Source organism: Cyanobacterium sp. Dongsha4 (genome assembly GCF_036345015.1).
In the GTDB taxonomy this organism is placed as follows: domain Bacteria; phylum Cyanobacteriota; class Cyanobacteriia; order Cyanobacteriales; family Cyanobacteriaceae; genus PCC-10605.
Genome location: NZ_CP084098.1, coordinates 2,345,365 through 2,362,368, shown reverse-complemented (window position 1 = coordinate 2,362,368; position 17,004 = coordinate 2,345,365). Strand labels below are relative to the sequence as shown.

13 protein-coding genes are annotated in these 17,004 nt (G+C 34.9%); 11 read left to right on the top strand and 2 right to left on the bottom strand.

What is annotated here, in order from left to right; all coding sequences use genetic code 11:
• Positions 1–64 precede the first annotated feature (64 nt).
• Both Dongsha4_RS10280 and Dongsha4_RS10275 read left to right on the top strand, forming a co-directional pair.
• Positions 65–1,033 carry an undecaprenyl-diphosphate phosphatase gene (locus Dongsha4_RS10280; RefSeq protein WP_330202312.1) on the top strand — a complete coding sequence of 323 codons (969 nt, stop codon included), beginning with the start codon at positions 65–67 and terminating at the stop codon, positions 1,031–1,033.
• A 64-nt stretch (positions 1,034–1,097) separates the two neighbouring features.
• On the top strand, positions 1,098–2,042 hold the full coding sequence (locus Dongsha4_RS10275; RefSeq protein ID WP_330202311.1) for a GDP-L-fucose synthase: 945 nt from the start codon (positions 1,098–1,100) through the stop codon (positions 2,040–2,042).
• 284 nt (positions 2,043–2,326) lie between these two features.
• On the opposite strand, the gene thrC is transcribed toward Dongsha4_RS10275, so the two are convergent.
• Both thrC and Dongsha4_RS10265 read right to left on the bottom strand, forming a co-directional pair.
• Positions 2,327–3,442, bottom strand: a complete 1,116-nt coding sequence (gene thrC / locus Dongsha4_RS10270) for a threonine synthase (RefSeq protein WP_099434625.1) — start codon at positions 3,440–3,442, stop codon at positions 2,327–2,329.
• Between the two features lie 574 nt (positions 3,443–4,016).
• Positions 4,017–4,814 (bottom strand): peroxiredoxin-like family protein, encoded by a 798-nt coding sequence (locus Dongsha4_RS10265; RefSeq protein WP_330202310.1) that lies wholly within the window; start codon positions 4,812–4,814, stop codon positions 4,017–4,019.
• Between the two features lie 99 nt (positions 4,815–4,913).
• On the opposite strand from Dongsha4_RS10265, the gene leuS reads away from it, so the two are divergent.
• From leuS to Dongsha4_RS10220, 9 genes are all read left to right on the top strand, one after another.
• On the top strand, positions 4,914–7,517 hold the full coding sequence (gene leuS, locus Dongsha4_RS10260; protein ID WP_330202309.1) for a leucine--tRNA ligase: 2,604 nt from the start codon (positions 4,914–4,916) through the stop codon (positions 7,515–7,517).
• A 268-nt stretch (positions 7,518–7,785) separates the two neighbouring features.
• On the top strand, positions 7,786–8,493 hold the full coding sequence (locus Dongsha4_RS10255; RefSeq protein WP_330202308.1) for an MgtC/SapB family protein: 708 nt from the start codon (positions 7,786–7,788) through the stop codon (positions 8,491–8,493).
• Positions 8,494–8,560: 67 nt separating this feature from the next.
• Positions 8,561–10,219 (top strand): DUF3352 domain-containing protein, encoded by a 1,659-nt coding sequence (locus Dongsha4_RS10250; protein WP_330202307.1) that lies wholly within the window; start codon positions 8,561–8,563, stop codon positions 10,217–10,219.
• 219 nt (positions 10,220–10,438) lie between these two features.
• Positions 10,439–11,566, top strand: coding sequence for a vWA domain-containing protein (locus Dongsha4_RS10245; protein WP_330202306.1), 1,128 nt, complete (start codon positions 10,439–10,441; stop codon positions 11,564–11,566).
• Positions 11,567–11,591: 25 nt separating this feature from the next.
• The gene (locus Dongsha4_RS10240) at positions 11,592–11,933 is read left to right on the top strand and encodes a DUF6883 domain-containing protein (RefSeq protein WP_330202305.1); all 342 of its coding nucleotides are present in this window, start codon (positions 11,592–11,594) and stop codon (positions 11,931–11,933) included.
• Positions 11,934–11,944: 11 nt separating this feature from the next.
• Entirely contained in the window at positions 11,945–12,193 is a 249-nt protein-coding gene (locus tag Dongsha4_RS10235) for a DUF4926 domain-containing protein (RefSeq protein WP_330202304.1), read from the top strand.
• A gap of 96 nt (positions 12,194–12,289) precedes the next feature.
• Positions 12,290–14,554 (top strand): tubulin-like doman-containing protein, encoded by a 2,265-nt coding sequence (locus Dongsha4_RS10230; protein WP_330202303.1) that lies wholly within the window; start codon positions 12,290–12,292, stop codon positions 14,552–14,554.
• A 39-nt stretch (positions 14,555–14,593) separates the two neighbouring features.
• Positions 14,594–15,318 (top strand): IS1 family transposase gene (locus Dongsha4_RS10225; protein ID WP_330202302.1). Its coding sequence is split into 2 segments (ribosomal slippage): positions 14,594–14,918 and positions 14,918–15,318, totalling 726 coding nucleotides; the frame shifts between segments, so codons are not numbered across the junction.
• A gap of 58 nt (positions 15,319–15,376) precedes the next feature.
• Positions 15,377–17,002: a hypothetical protein gene (locus tag Dongsha4_RS10220; protein WP_330202301.1), complete on the top strand. Its 1,626-nt coding sequence runs from the start codon at positions 15,377–15,379 to the stop codon at positions 17,000–17,002.
• Positions 17,003–17,004: the final 2 nt, after the last annotated feature.

Genomic DNA, 17,004 nt, shown 5'->3' with positions numbered 1-17,004 from the left:
GTAATGTATGCTGACAAGGGGGTAACAACCCCTTACATAATCACTGCTGTTTATTTTCTCATTTATGTCGAAATCCATTTCTCAATCTCATCTCTATACCATTGCTTCTGGTATCACTGGGGGGATATTATTGGTGCTTTTTTCTCAATCCGTCACCCTCTCTCAACCAGTAGAGAATATTTCCAATAACTCGGTGTCATCCATGAATGTTTTTCAGGCTTTTATTTTGGGGATGGTACAGGGGTTAACAGAGTTCATTCCCATTAGTAGCACAGCTCACTTAAAGGCGATTCCTGTGGCTTTGGGGTGGGGTGATCCGGGGGTGACTTTTACTGCGATAATTCAGTTGGGTAGTATTGTGGCAGTTTTATGGTATTTTTGGAAAGATTTGGTGGATTTAGGGGTCGGTATTACTAAGGCAATTCGTAACCAAAATTATCAAACACAAGAATTTAAAATCGGAGTAGGCATTATTATTGGTACTATTCCCATTGTTATTTTGGGTTTAATGCTCAAACTCTTTGTTAAAGATTTAGATAATTCTGCTTTCCGTAGTATGACAACAATTGCGATCGCATCTATTGTGATGGCTATACTACTAGCATTAAGTGAAAAATTCAGCCAACATCAAAGGGATTTTGAACATTTATCGACAAAAGACGGCATTTTAATGGGATTTGCTCAATCTTTAGCCTTAATACCCGGAGTATCTCGCTCAGGTTCTACCATAACCGCAGGTTTGTTCATGAATCTGCAAAGGGCAACCGCCGCCCGTTTTTCCTTTTTATTAGGTATTCCCGCCATAACTTTAGCTGGTTTAGTAGAATTCAAAGATGTTTTTTCTGCAGGTTATAATTCAACTTCCATCGTCTCTTTAATCGTTGCCTTAATTTCTTCTGGGATTTTTTCCTATCTAGCCATTGCTTGGTTAATCCGCTATCTACAACGTCAAGATACATGGGTGTTTGTTTGGTATCGTCTAGCCTTTGGAGTTGTGATTCTAGTAGCAATTTTTAGTAAAAAAATGGTGTAGTTTTAGTTTTGTTATATGATCATTGAGAGTCAAATCAAGGGAAAATAAAGCAAAATAAATAAATATGAAAATAGTCGTTACAGGTGCAAGCGGTTTTTTAGGCAGACATCTATTACCCCAACTTAAGCAAAAATACCCCCATGCAGAAATTATTGGTTTATCTTCAAAAGACTATGACTTAATGAATCCTGTGGCGGTGGTAAAGATGTTTGAAGACTTACACCCAGAAATCTTAATACACCTCGCCGCTTACTCTGGAGGAATTGGGGCAAATCGTGCTTACCCTGCAGATTTTTATTATCGTAATACCCTCTTAACTGCCTTAGTATTTGAACAGGCGGCTAGATTTAACGTCAAAAAAATGATTTATACCATGGGAGGATGTAGCTACCCTGCAACCGCAAAATCTCCCATCGATGAATCTCAAATGTGGGAAGGCTATCCTCAACCAGAAAGTGCGGGTTATTCTAGTGCAAAAAAAATGGGTATTGTTGCCTCTCAATCCTATCGTACCCAATATGGTTTAAATTCTGTAGTATTGATTCCGGGAAATTTATATGGAGAATATGATAATTTTCGCAATAACGAGTCTCATGTTGTACCAGCATTATTAAGACGTTTTTATGAAGCTAAATTAAATGGTTTGGATGAAGTTACAATGTGGGGAACTGGGACACCTCAACGGGACTTTGTCTATGCGGAAGATGTGGCAAAAGTCATTCCTTATTTCATTGAAAATTATGATTCTAGTGAACCTGTTAACATCTCCTCTGGTACAACAACTCCTATTAAAGAATTAGCTGAAACAATAAAAGAAGTAACAGGATTTGCAGGAAAACTGAGTTGGGATAGCACAAAACCCGATGGACAAATGATCAAGATTTTTGATGTTTCTCGTCTTAATTCTTTTGGTTTATCTTGCGATACTTCATTAAAAAATGGTTTAGAAAAAACCTTTGCTTGGCTAAGTCAAAATTATCAAAATAAAACTGATGGAATTAGACTTTAGTATAACCTTGGTTCAGTTTAAAAATATCGAATTAGGATAGGTTTCAGGTTGCAGGTATCAGGTTTTAGGGGGATGGGGAGCTATAAACTAAGCACTCTTGTCAGTGTTTGAGTTGTTTTCAAGAACGAAGAAGAATATAAGTTAAATGTGTATTAATACATTAAAAACAAGAAAGTCAATTTATTAACTGTTTTTGTTAAAATCCCTTAAATTTAACTCCTAACTCTGAAGTCTGAACTTAGATTAACTCTCCAACTCTCCGAAATTCTTATACCAGACTGAGGTTAACTAATAAATCCCATAATTCGGGCAACTTCATTCAAATCAGCTTTAATGCCTCCTCTAATGCCACTTTCACTTAATTTCATGGCACTATCAGGGTCTTTTAATCCATTACCCGTTAAAACACAAACAACAGTACCATTATCAGGAATTTGCTCTTTCAGTTTTAAAACTCCAGCCACAGAAGCCGCACTTGCCGGTTCACAAAAAACTCCTTCTTCTCTTCCCAAAATGCGATATGCTTCCAATATTTCCGCATCTGTAACCGCATTAAATTGTCCTTGAGAAGCATCTCTAACAGATAAAGCCTTTTCCCAATTTGCAGGATTACCGATTCTAATGGCTGTTGCGATGGTTTCTGGTTTTAATACCTGATGCCCTTCCACAAAAGGAGCTGAACCTGCGGCTTGGAAACCCATCATTTTAGGTAATATATCACACTTATTCTCACTGTGATATTGACAAAAACCCATCCAATAAGCAGTAATGTTTCCTGCATTACCCACAGGAATCGCTAACCAGTCAGGAGCATAACCAAGGGTGTCAACTACTTCAAAAGCGGCTGTTTTTTGACCCTCCAAACGGTAGGGATTAACGGAGTTTACGAGAGTAACAGGATAACTTTCTGCCATTTCTCTAACAATTGTCAAAGCGTCATCAAAATTACCATCAATGGCTAATACTTCCGCTCCATAAATTAAAGCCTGTGCTAACTTACCAAGGGCAACATAACCATCAGGAATAATTACAAATGCTTTCATTCCCGCTCTGGTGGCATAGGCGGCGGCGGCGGCAGATGTATTGCCTGTACTAGCACAAATCACAGCTTGAGCCCCTGCTTCTTTGGCTTTGGAAATAGCCATTGTCATTCCTCTATCTTTGAATGAACCCGTGGGATTCAAGCCATCATATTTAACATAAACTTTGACATTTCTGCCAATCATTTTCGAGATGGAGGACACAGGTATTAGAGGCGTGTTTCCTTCTCTGAGAGTAATAATAGGAGTAGATTCTGTGACAGGCAAATAGTGCTTATATTCTTCTATTAAGCCTTTCCACCCTGCTTTAACATGATAAGTTGTTGATGGTTGATCTAGTTTCGTTGCTACCACGGGCATTAAATCTAAAATAGACGATTATTAATGATTATGACATAAAAAGGTAATCTACTTTACTTTTAAAATGAATAAATTAGAAAATACTTTCCTAATGTCGAGGGAAATGAGTTCGAAGTTAAGAGATAGGTTGTTGAGGTATTGGGGTGTTAAGGGCAGGGCTGTTTCATTCTAAAATTTTCTGGTTAAGGCAGGGAATACCTGAGTTCGGAGTTCGGAGTTCGGAGTTCGGAGTTCGGAGTTAAAAGTAATAATTATTGACAAAAAAGCTCAATAAATTGATTTTAAATGAGTTTTTCCTAAATTTAATAATTTTTTATTCCAAAATGGGCTCGATGATAACTCGAGGGCGCTTTATTTTTCGATACTTTTTCCATCGAACTCAGGTAGGGAATAGGCACTCTTGCAATAGTTTTTAATGGTTTATGGTTATAAATTGATAATCTCAACATTTTTAACTACTTCTTAATCCTCAAAGCTCTAAAACACTAGATTCTTTTACTGGCAATAGTTTTAGCGTTTTTGTATTTCCTTAATGATCAACTATTCACTATTACCCTTTTAACTTTGCCCCTTGTTAAGGTAAAAAGGCGAGAGGATTACTTTTGTTTTCGGCAAATCCTAGTATGCCTTTGTCTCGATGTTGATAAATAATTTTTCCCTGACTGTTAAATAAAAAAGTACCTCCTCTTTGGGTTAAATAGTTATCGTTAGGTACATAGGTTCGCCAGTTAGTCAACACCTCTATCATATTTTTTAATCTGATGGTTGCTAACTCGAAAGGGCGTTGATAGTTTTTCCCTATTTTGTTAAATAGTGTGCCTTTAATGGGGGGTAACAATTTGATGTTAATAACTTCGTTTTCTTGCAATAGAGATGGTGCTTTTTTATCTCCAAAATAACCACGTAAAACTTCTTTTAATGTTCCTTTACTGCCTATTCCTGCACACATCAAGATCAAATTCAGCCATTGATTTTGACTACAATTAAAGGTGGGAAATTTCCAGTTTAAACCTTGGTATAAGTTTAATTGTTGATGAATTTCTGCTGTTTCGTCCAAAAATAAATTTTCTGGGTTAAATCCCGTATATTGACAATACTTTTCCCCTGATTTTAAGTTACCAATTGCGATCGCTCTTAGGGCAATTTTTTTTCCATTCAAAATATTTTGATATTTATTTAACCACCAAGCGTATTCAAGACTATCAAAATCTCCTAATTGAGGTAAGACGAGTAAGAGAATATAGTTAGCAGAAGAAGTACCATTAAGAATAGAAATTTTTTTCCCGTCACTGACTCTTACTCTTTGAGTGGTTTTGAGAAGGGAATAAATATTTGATTGTTCAAAAGTGTTATTTGTTTTTAAATAATTCATACAAAGAAGCAAGATAGATAATAAAAAGACATTTCCAATTTCAATTAGAATAGAACATTGACTAAATTAAAGTATTATAAATAGTTTTTCTTTTATATTATGCAATCTCCTTATCAACCTAGTGATATAGAATCAAAATGGCAACAACAATGGTCTGATTCTAACCTTTATTTAACAGAAGAAAATCAAGATAAACCTAAATTTTACGCTCTTTCTATGTTCCCTTACCCTTCAGGGAAATTACACATGGGTCATGTGCGCAACTATGTTATTACTGATGTAATCGCCCGTTTCAAGCGAATGCAAGGGCATCGAGTTTTACATCCTATGGGGTGGGATGCTTTTGGTTTACCTGCGGAAAATGCGGCAATTGATCGAGGTATCCCCCCTGCAAAATGGACTTATGAAAATATTGCACAGATGCGATCGCAGCTTCAAGAGTTAGGATTATCCATCGATTGGTGTCGAGAAGTTGCAACCTGTTCCCCTGACTATTATAAATGGACACAGTGGTTATTTTTGCAATTTTATGAAGCTGGACTTGCCTATCAGAAAGAAGCAGCCGTTAACTGGGATCCGATCGATCAAACGGTGTTAGCTAACGAACAAGTTGACGCAGAAGGCTATTCGTGGCGTAGTGGTGCAAAAGTCGAGCGTAAATTATTAAGACAGTGGTTTTTGAAAATTACTGATTATGCCGAACAGTTATTAAACGACTTACAACAGTTACAAGGATGGCCCGATCGAGTCAAAACCATGCAGGAAAACTGGATTGGTAAGTCTGTGGGGGCTTATTTAGAATTTCCTATTGTCGGCAGTGACGAGAAAATCGCCGTTTTTACTACCCGTCCTGATACAGTATATGGGGTGACTTATGTAGTTTTAGCCCCTGAACATCCCCTCACGGAAAAAGTAACCACTCCTGACAGAAAAGAAGCGGTAGAAGCCTTTATCCAAGAGGTAAGCAGTGAAAGCGAGATCGATCGCACCGCCGATGATAAACCAAAAAAAGGCACATTGACAGGGGGTAAAGCCATTAATCCCTTCACGGGAGAAGAAATCCCCATTTTGATTGCTAATTATGTGTTGTATGAATACGGTACAGGGGCAGTTATGGGTGTACCAGCCCACGATGTCAGAGACTTCAAATTTGCCAAAGAAAATAACCTCCCCATGAAAGTGGTTATCTTGCCTGATGATGCGGATAACGGTGATATTTGCTTCCTTGAAGCCTATACCGAAGTCGGTACAATGATCAACTCAGGGAACTTCAACGGCATGAATTCCATGAAAGGTAAAGAAGCGGTGATTAAACTAGCGGAAAATGAAGGATTTGGCAAAAAACGCATCCAATATCGCCTCAGAGACTGGTTAATCTCCCGCCAGCGTTACTGGGGGTGTCCAATTCCCGTCATTCACTGCGAAGATTGTGGCACAGTTCCTGTACCTACAGAACAATTACCCGTACAATTACCTGAACAAGTGGAATTTTCTGGACGAGGTCCTTCTCCCCTTGCTAAACTTGATGATTGGGTTAATGTTACTTGTCCCAAATGTGGTAAACCAGCTAAAAGGGAAACCGACACTATGGACACCTTTATCGACTCCTCATGGTATTTTTTACGTTATACCGACGCAACGAACCAAAATGAGCCTTTTAACCCCGATAGAGTGAATGATTGGATGGGGGTGGATCAGTATGTAGGTGGTATTGAACACGCCATTTTACACTTACTTTATTCTCGTTTCTTCACCAAAGTCGTCAGAGATAGGGGTTTAGTCAATGTGGATGAGCCTTTCAAACGCCTTTTAACTCAAGGGATGGTACAGGGTTTAACCTATAAAAATCCCCAAACAGGGAAATATGTAATTCCTGAAAATATCGAATCGAGAGAGGAAGAAGGCAAAGACGGTAAAACGGTTACTGCTTATTATGACAAAGAAAGCGGCGATCGCCTCTCGGTATTTTACGAAAAAATGTCAAAATCCAAGTATAACGGCGTTGATCCGAAATTAGTCTTGGAAAAATACGGTGCAGATACCGCTAGAATGTTTATCCTCTTTAAAGCACCCCCTGAGAAAGATTTAGAATGGGATGACGCAGACGTGGAAGGGCAGTATCGCTTCCTTAACCGAGTCTGGTTATTGGTGAATGAATTTAACGAAAATCCTGATTCTGCAAAGGATAAAGCCATTGACAAAGCAAATTTGAGCAAAGAGGAGAAAGACTTAAGAAGGGCGATTCATACCGCAATTAAAGAGATTTCCGAAGACTTAAACGGCGATTATCAGTTTAATACGGCGGTGTCGGAGTTGATGAAGTTAAGTAACGCCTTAAGGGATGCCAAAATCAAAAACTCTCCCGTCTATCGAGAAGGAGTGGAAACCCTCATCTTATTATTAGCACCTTTTGCCCCCCATATCAGTGAGGAATTGTGGCACAAACTAGGCAACAGCGAATCGGTACATTTAGCCAACTGGTTAACCATCGATGAAGAAGCCTTAACTGTTGATGAAATCACCCTTGTTATTCAAATCAAAGGCAAAACCAGAGGTACTATTTCCGCTCCTGCTTCCGCTAGTAAAGACGAACTAGAGGCGATCGCCCGTGCTTCGGATATTGCTCAAAAATACATTGCTGACAAGGAAATTAAGAAAGTAATCGTTGTGCCGAATAAATTAGTTAACTTTGTCGTAGTCTAACTTTTTCAACCCATTTCATTAGACTTCTTGCTCTCTCAGTCAACAGGCAACGGGTAACATTAAAAAATCGAACCCAAACCCATATAAATTGATTTTAATTTTGCAAGAGGTCTATTATGAATAATGATCGAGGTTTTAGGGGATTGAGAGATTGAAAAGAAATCAGGAGTTAGAAATCGGAAGTTGGCGCTTAGAGTTAGTGTTAATTAAATTTGCCTCTTGCCCTTTGCCCCTTGCCCTTTGCCCTTTTTATTTTTCTAATTGCTAAATGACTAATTTAGAATTTATTATCCGTATCACCGTTGCTTTTACCCTAGGTGCATCCTTGGGGTTTGAGCGTCAGTGGCGCCAAAGAATGGCAGGATTATTAACGAATACTCTTGTCTCGGTGGGAGCTTGTTTATTTGTGATGTTATCGGTTTTAATTGAAGGAGATAGTAGCCCTTCGAGAATCTCTGCTCAAGTGGTTTCTGGTATTGGTTTTTTAGCAGGAGGGGTGATATTAAGAGAGGGGTTAAATGTTAGGGGATTGAATACGGCGGCAACTCTTTGGTGTGCGGCGGCTATTGGTGCTTTAACTGGCTCTGGTTTTATGTCTCAGGCTTTTTTAGGTGCGATCGCAGTTTTGATCGCTCATCTTATCTTACCTCCCTTTGGAGAAATGATTAATCAACAACCCCTAGAAAATACAGAACTACATTTATGCTATCAGTGTGATGTTATCTGTAATAGTAAACATGAAACTCAAATTAGGGCTTTGTTATTACAATCCTTAAGAGAAAATGGTACTTTTAAACTACGTTCTATGTATAGAGAATGCTTAGAGGATGAGACAAAAGGGAAAGTAAAAATAGAAGCAGAAATAGTCAGTAAATCTAATAATGATCAACTAATAGAACAAGTTATCAGCCGACTTAGTCTTGAACCCAAAGTAATATCTGCATCATGGCGTTTAACGGAAAAAGAATTTGTTTAATGGTAAAGTAAAATCTCTTACAGATTTGTTGCTATAGTATCAAATGTAATTGGTATTTATTGTTGCTATGAAAACTCGTTCTACAACACCCAAAGTTATTCTTGCGGTTATGGGTGTAATTTTGTTAGTGTTTATCAGCTTAGGTTTGATTACCAGTAATTCCTCTTATCTGAAAACAGGAGGCGTGAAAAAAAATCCAGAAGGAGTAGTGTTTATTCCTAAAAAATCTCCCTTAATGGTATCTCTACTAATTAATCCTGATAAATTAAGCAGTTTAGCTCAATTACTGCCTAACAATGGTGAACAAAAACGAGTTGTCAGGGCAATGGAACAATTGCGTTCAAATTTACTAGCCTCTGCTAGAGTGGATTCTCCCGAAGATGTCAAATCTTGGTTAGGAGACGAAATTACTTTAGCGGTGACATCTCTTGATTATGATTACTCTCCAGAAAACGGCACTCAGCCCGGTTATTTATTGGTAGTTAAAAATAAATCTCCTGAATTAGCCAAAGAATTTTTGCAAACGTACTACAGTCGTGAAGTGGTATCCAATGACGTGGAATTAACTCTCGAAGACTATCAGGGAGTTAGCATCATTTATCAACATCCTCTGACAGATGATTCTCCCGTGAAACAAGTAGCCGCCGCCGTTGTTGCTGATTTTGTCTTATTTGCTAACGATTTACCTGTTTTAAAAGATGCCATTAACAATGCTCAGGCTGTAGATCTTAATTTAGCACATGATTTAGATTATCAAAGTGCGATCGCATCTTTACCCCCAAAAAAAGTTAGTATCGTTTATGGTAATCTACCCTTAACCTCCGCATGGATTACCAATCAAAGCATCATTGCAAACCCCGACATCAATCAAAGCCTAACCCTTTCCCTTGCTTTAAATCCTCAAGGATTAATTACTCATACAGCCTTATCAGGTGTAAATACAGAAAACAATCAAACACCTTCCTTAACCTCTCCCCCTCAAACTCTCAACTACATTCCTGAAAACAGTATTTTAACCATAGCTGGAATTAACCTAGCCAAATTAGGAGAAAATATCAATAATGGCATCACCAATCACAACCCCCTTGCAGAAATTATCTATCAGGGCATTCATCCTCTCGAATTAAAAACAGAATTAGACTTCAACGAAGAAATTTTTTCCTCTGTTAGTGGAGAATACGCCTTATCCCTAAGCAAAAATACTATCAACAATTCACTAGATTGGTTATTTATCAATCAAAAACAAGAAAACTCCCTAGCCGAAAACCTTGATAACATAGCTCAAAATAAAGGTTTAAGCGTAGGCAAACTCCCCCTTGAGAATACTACCATGACGGCATGGACAAAATTAGTCACCACCTCTGAAAATAACTTTTCTCGCTTACAAGCAGAAGTCAAAGGGGTACACTCGGAAACATCTAACGAAGAAATTATTACTAATTCTGTCAATCTTCTTAGCAAAGTTTTTTCCACCTCCTTCGAGAGTCTTTTACAATCTAGCGACTTTCAAGAAAGTATTGAAGCCTTACCCCAAGCAAATAACGGTTACTTATTCATTCGATGGCAAGATTTAGCCCCTTATTTACGTAGTCGCTTCCCCATCATCAAAATAGGGGAATTAGCTTTTAAGCCTCTGTTTGATAATCTCGAATCTGTTACCATTACCACAGAAGGAACTCAAGATGGCATCAGTTATAGTACATCTTTCTTTCAATTAAAAGGTTAGTTTGATTTTTCATTTTTGCCCATTTCTAACCATTAACACAAGTTACACACTCCTAACGAGGTTGCAGAAAAGGTAATGTTAGTTAGTGGGTTTCAGGGGAAATGAGTAATAGGTTTTTTAATTCTTAATTACTAATTAAAACTATCTCATAGCTTCAAACAAACGATTGATTCTATATTTAGCTATTCATTTAATTTGCCTGTTAGAGAGGAAAAAATAGTGAGTGACTATTGCCAACAAAAAATTGCTATTGGTGAAGAATTATCTCCTAATCAGTTACAGGGTTTAGAGTTAGTTTCCCTTTTGTCGGGAGGTAGAGATGTAGTTTTTGCCATTGATTTAACTGAAAGTGTTAATCTTGATGATGAGGCTAGAGTTAGACTAAAACAAATTATTACTGATAGTCTCAATAAAGGTGACACGGTTTATATTGTACCCTTTTCTTCCCAAGTTAACCCCACTAACCCGAATATTAATCCCCTCACAGAAAAAGATTCCATTCCATTCCTCAACCCTCAAGAAGATATTGAAAGAATTATTGAGAAAATACCTTTAAAAACGAACTTAAATGAGAAAAATACAGATATTCAACTAGCGGAGCATTTTATTTACGAAAATTTAGCCCAAATCAATCAAAATCGTCTTTGCAAGAATCAACCCATAAAAACACAATCCGTAGTCTGGTTGACGGATGCACCGTTAAATACATCGGCTGGTATCACCTCTGAAAAGTGGATAGAAACCCCTCCTAATAGCCCTTATCGAGACTCTAGCACCCCTGAGAGTCAAAACAGACAAAATTGGATAAATCACCTCAAAACTGCGGAAAATACCAGACAATTAGAAGGAAAAAACTATAATTTAACCGTTATCGACTTACCTGCAACGGTGCAAGAATTTTGTACTCCAGCCCCCGGAGGTAAAGAAACCTGTTTTGTCAATAAATATATTTTTGATCAATTATGGCTATCCACTACAATTTTATCTGTGATTATTCTTAGCTTATTAGGAGGAGGAATATTTGCCATTAAATACTATTTAAGTTTAAAGACAATATGGACGTTAAAAATAGAATTACCTAATGATGAAGATAGACTAAATGCTTCTTTAAAAAATAAAAATAGTCTATCTATTGGGGAAGATATAGAGTGTAAAGGAGGAGAAATTAGAGGTTATTTAAAACGAGAAGGCAATAAACTTTTTATCGAGCCTACTAACACTTTACCTATTATTTATAGAGATAGAGAATTAAGAAAAAAACAGTTAATTGAAGGGAATATTATTAGACTTAATTGCCCTTATAAAGATCGAGATTTTTACATTACAATTATTGTATCTAAAAATTAGTTGAACTATTAAGTTTTATTAAAAGATGAAATTACCGAATGGGGATAAAGTCAACCCTAGTCAAATTAACGAAAAACTAACTACTTATATTTTAAAAGAAGATCATAAAGATGGTAAACATAAAGCTCTTTTATTCAAATCAATATTAGGAATTACACTGAACAATAAATATCTCTTAATTGAGGCGTTAATTAAAATAGCTAAAGAAGAAGATATTTGTCATAGTGAAAATAGCCCTTATGGCAAAAAATATGTTATTGATTTTTTATTAACAACTCCTGATGGTTTTTCGATCATCAGAAGTGCTTGGATTATACTTAATAAAGAAAATTATCCCCGTTTAACGACAGTTTATCCTTTAAAATAAGGCAAAAATATATGAATAAAATTAAATTACATGACACTGTAGCTTTAACTGAAAATATCACAACTAATCAATTTATGACTGATAAAAAAATAGTGATACCCAGAGGGCAAGTTGGTACAATAGTTGAAGTTTATCCCGAAGAAAAAGCATTTGAAGTAGAATTTTCGGACTCCAATGGGCAAACTTATGCTTTAGTATCTCTTAGGGTAGAACAATTAATGCTACTTCATTATGATACTTCTAATCTTATTTTAATTTAGCCTTTTGAAAGAAAAAATAAAAAAATCTCAAATTTTGCATAAATTCCCAATTTGTTACTGATAATTAGTTAGTAGTTCCATTATTTTGTAAGAATCATGCCACAAGAAATTCAAAAAATTAAACGCACTATCTGTATTGGTCTAGGTGGCACAGGAAAAGAAATATTAATGCAAATTCGCCGTTTAATAGTCGATCGCCACGGAAAACTGGAAAACTTACCCATCGTTAGTTTTATTCACATCGATACCAACCAAAATGAACATAAAACCACAGGATTAAAAACAGGGGATACTCACAGGGGAGAAAATCTTTTATTTAAACCCGCCGAAGTGGTTACGGCAACCATGAATCGACAACAAATAAATGAACTAAGTAACACATTACAGGAGACACAAAAAAATCAACAAACATCCCCCTATGATCATATTGCTAAATGGTTTCATCCTAAGTTATGCAAAAATTTACAATCCATCGAAAATGGTGCTGGTGCAGTTCGATCTGTTGGAAGATTAGGATTTTTCCACAATCACAATCAAATCAGAAACATCATTGAAAGTGCTGATAATCGAACTAATGGATATTCAGAAACCTTGATGAGGAGAAATATTGCCGTTGAACAAGGCTTAAACATTATTGTAGTTGGTTCTCTTTGTGGTGGTACGGGCAGTGGAACATTTATTGATATGGCTTATACCCTAAGAAAAATGTACGATAACCAAGTTGGTACAGACTTTATCGGTTATTTTATTATTAGTCCTGAATTGTATGGAAATAATGATATAAGTAAAGCCAATACCTATGCGGCACTAAAAGAACTAGATTACTATAGCTCAGAAAAAAATAGATTCCAGTGTGATTATGATGCACAAGGTATCTTTTCCGTTAATGAATCTCGCTCCCCCTTTGATTTTTGCTATCTTGTAGGTAATCGTACTTATAATGGTCATAAAATCACAAGTAGGGAAAATCTATCTTATCTCATTGCCCATCGTATTTTTGCTGAGTTTGCGGAGGAAAATGCCATTAGTAATCGTTTTAGAGGAATTAGAGATAATAATAGTCAAGCAATGGAACTTTTCGATCGCCATTCTCGCCCCAATATTCAAAGATATATAACTTTTGGATTGGCAAAAATTTATTTTCCCCGTGATTTAATCATTGCTAATTGTCTTAATAAATTAAAACTAAACATTCTATATTTTTGGTTATATGGAGAAGAAAAAGTTATTTATGCGGATGAATTATTAAAGACATTTTTATTAAAATGGAGAACAAGAGATGAAAAAGATTATCAAATTTTTGCCACAAAAATAGAAGAAATTAGCTTAGAAAATAATCAAACTTTTAAACAAAAACTGAAAAGATGGCAAAATCGCCTAATCACTCAAATAGAAAATTGTCGAACCTTTGAAGATAGACAACAGTTTACTAATATTTTGCTAGGAGAAGTAAGAAATCAATTTAAAGATATTCAACAAGGGCAAACAGAAAATATTAGAGGAATATGGCTTACTTTATTACAACAGAGCAGTATCAAAATTAATAGAGAATTTAATGCTGATATTGATAGTCATTTAGAGAATTTATTAGATCCATTTGATACTAATTTTTCTATTGAAAATAGTAGATCTTGGTTAGAAGCAATGATCACTAAACTGAATGAATGTTTAAGAGATTTACAGGAAGAAAAAGAAAGAGTACCATCTTTTATTACTTTAGAACAAATAGAAAAAGAAACAAAAAAGATAATCGACATTTTACAAGAGATTGAAACAGAAAAAGCAGGATGTCTTGGCTTAGGCTTTATGTCCAATAAAGCCAAAAATCAGAAATTTCAAGATTCTGCTATACGGGGAATGCAGGACATTTATAGTAAGTTACTGATACGCAATTTTGAGCTAGTTTTACTAGATGAAAGTATGAACATAGTTGGTAATTTGCTCAGAAAAGTAAAAGAAAGAAGATCACAAATAAATAGTTTTTATAATTTGTTAGACGAATTAAATAGTTACTACCATAAAAGGGAACAGGAATTAAGTCAAATAAATCATCAAGAAATTAACGGAGAAGCAATTTTTAGTATTCAAGATCATGAAGAATATTATCAAATTTTACTCCCTGAAATAGAGAAACATAACCTATTAGTAGAAATTAGTCAAAATATTACAAAAAAAACGATTATTTCTCAATCAATAGCTAATTTTTTTATCAATGAAAGAATGATTAGAAAAGAGGAGCTACATGAAGTAATCTCAACTACTATTGAAGTAAAATTTGGACTAAAAACTGTTGATTTAACGAAATCTGTTGTTAATCGCTTCATGGAAAAATATCCTTTTTCGAGAGTATCAATTAAGTAATGTTATGATATAGACTGATCCTATCATCATTAATTAACCATGTCTCATCAATGCCCTCGATGTCATAATACTAAAATCATCAAAAACGGTTTTGCTCGTGGTCAACAAAGGTTTAAATGTAAGCACTGTAACTATCAGTTCACCACTGATAAGATTGATCGAGGTAAACCTATGTGGATGAAACTAGAAACAGCAATTCTGTATTGCAGTGGAATGTCTATGAATTCGATCGCAAAGCTTCTCAATGTTTCTGCTCAGACTATTTTAAATTGGATTAGAGCTTTGGCACTAGAAAATTATGAAAAGCCTGAACCCTGCGAAGCGGTGGTTGTGGAACTAGATGAACTTTGGCATTTTATAGAGTCAAAAAAAACAAGTTATGGATCTGGAAAGCTTATGACCGTAATACTAACAGACTTATCGACTGGGAATTGGGAAAGCGTGATAGTGAAACCCTCAAAAAACTTTTAATTAGATTACTAAAATGGGATGTAACAGTCTACTGTACTGATGATTGGAAACCGTACCAAGAGTTATTATCTAAACATCCAGATGCGTATCATGTGATGACAAAAAGCGAAACTATAGCCATAGAAAGAAATAATTCCGATAATCGTCATTGGTTTGCTCGCTTTCATAGAAAAACAAAAGTAGTATCAAAATCAATAGAAATGGTGGATTTAACAATGGGACTATTTGCAAAATTTAGAGTAAATGGAACGATCGATTCGTTAATAAATCAAAGACTAACATTACTTAGTTGAAGCTCTCTTAATTTTTATAGTCATTCCTGCTATTTTTTCAGGATTATTGCGTTTTTATTTGTATTATAATTTAGCAAAATTAAATAATAAAATTTGCGAACTAGTCCACAAAAAAAATCATGGCATAAACCTAAAATTTGTCACGGAATTAGAAGAAAGATTTAAAGATGTATTAAAACAATTTGAAAATGTTAATACCATTGCTTTAATCGATGGTTTTTTTTACCAAGAAATTTTTAGTTTTTTTTGGTGGCAAGTCCGTTTTGAAAAAGCAGAATATATAACTAAAGTATTGCCAAATTTACTACTAGGTTTCGGATTATTAGGAACTTTTCTTGGTATTACCCTTAACTTAAATAGTATTAATAATATCATAAATGGAGATTTCATTAGTGAGGATACTGCGAATATAACGAATTTGATTACTCAATTACAAACTCCTTTAGAAAGTATGGGTATCGCTTTTGTTAGTAGTTTGGTTGCTTTGTCTTGTAGTTCTGTATTAATCATAATTAATATTTTTTGGAATGTAAATGTAGAAAAAGTTTCGCTACTTAACAATTTAGAAAATTATTTTGACAATCAATATAAATTAGAAGCTGGAGAAGAAACCAGATTAGACAAAGCTGTTAATAGAATGGTTAGACAGCAGGAAGAATTTTTAACCAGATTTCATGAAAAAGTAGGTCAAGTTTTAGAACGAACTTTTCAACAAGCGACAGATCAAATGATGGAACAAAATGAAAGAAATCATCAATTAAGCCTAGAAGTATATCAGAATTTTTTGAGTTCAGCTAGTGCGCTTCATACTGGTGCAAATGTCTTTAAAACATCCATCGATCAATTAAATGATAATTTAGATAATCATTGGAATCAAATGGGGCATTTATCAACAAAATTTAGTGACAGTGTTGAGTTATTAGAATTAAGTGCTACAAAAATCAAAGATAGTGCCATTAAAATTGAAAATAGCAAATTTGGGAATAACTTAGATAAATTGACTAATAATTTGTTTAGTTTACAAGATAATTTAAGCAAATCTATAAGTGCGATCGCAACTAACATTCAAGAATTTATTTCTCAAAATCAACGCTCTCAAAACTTGTCTGATAACATTTATCAAAATTTAGCTTTATTAGTGATAAAACTAGAAAAAAGTTTATCTGTATTCAGTGATTTAACGGAGGGTATAAAAGATCAAAATTTAACAAGTATGCTTCAGCAAATGAATCAAGCATTGCATTCTAGCCAACAACAATTTAAAGAATTAAATCAATTATTAGAAGAAAGAATAAAATCTCTTGATTCTAACATAGAAAAACTACCTCAATCTTTAGCTGGAATAGACAGTTTAAATAATAACTTAACAACTTTATCTAAATTAAATAATATCATTAGTGAAGAAATGAGAAAATTAGAATCATATCTTCATTCTTGGCAATCAAACAATCAAGATTTTTTAAATGGATTTCAAGAAAAAGGACAAAAGATGCTTGATAAGCAAATATCAACTATTAATGAATCAATTAATGAATCAGACAATCTAAAACAAATAAATGGTACATTAGCTCTATTTCTCAAAATTTTACAAGATATAAGACAAGAGGTAAAAAACTTTAATATGTTAGAAGAAAAAAATATTTCCTTTCGATTAATCGAACAAAATATAAAAATTAAATCTTAAAT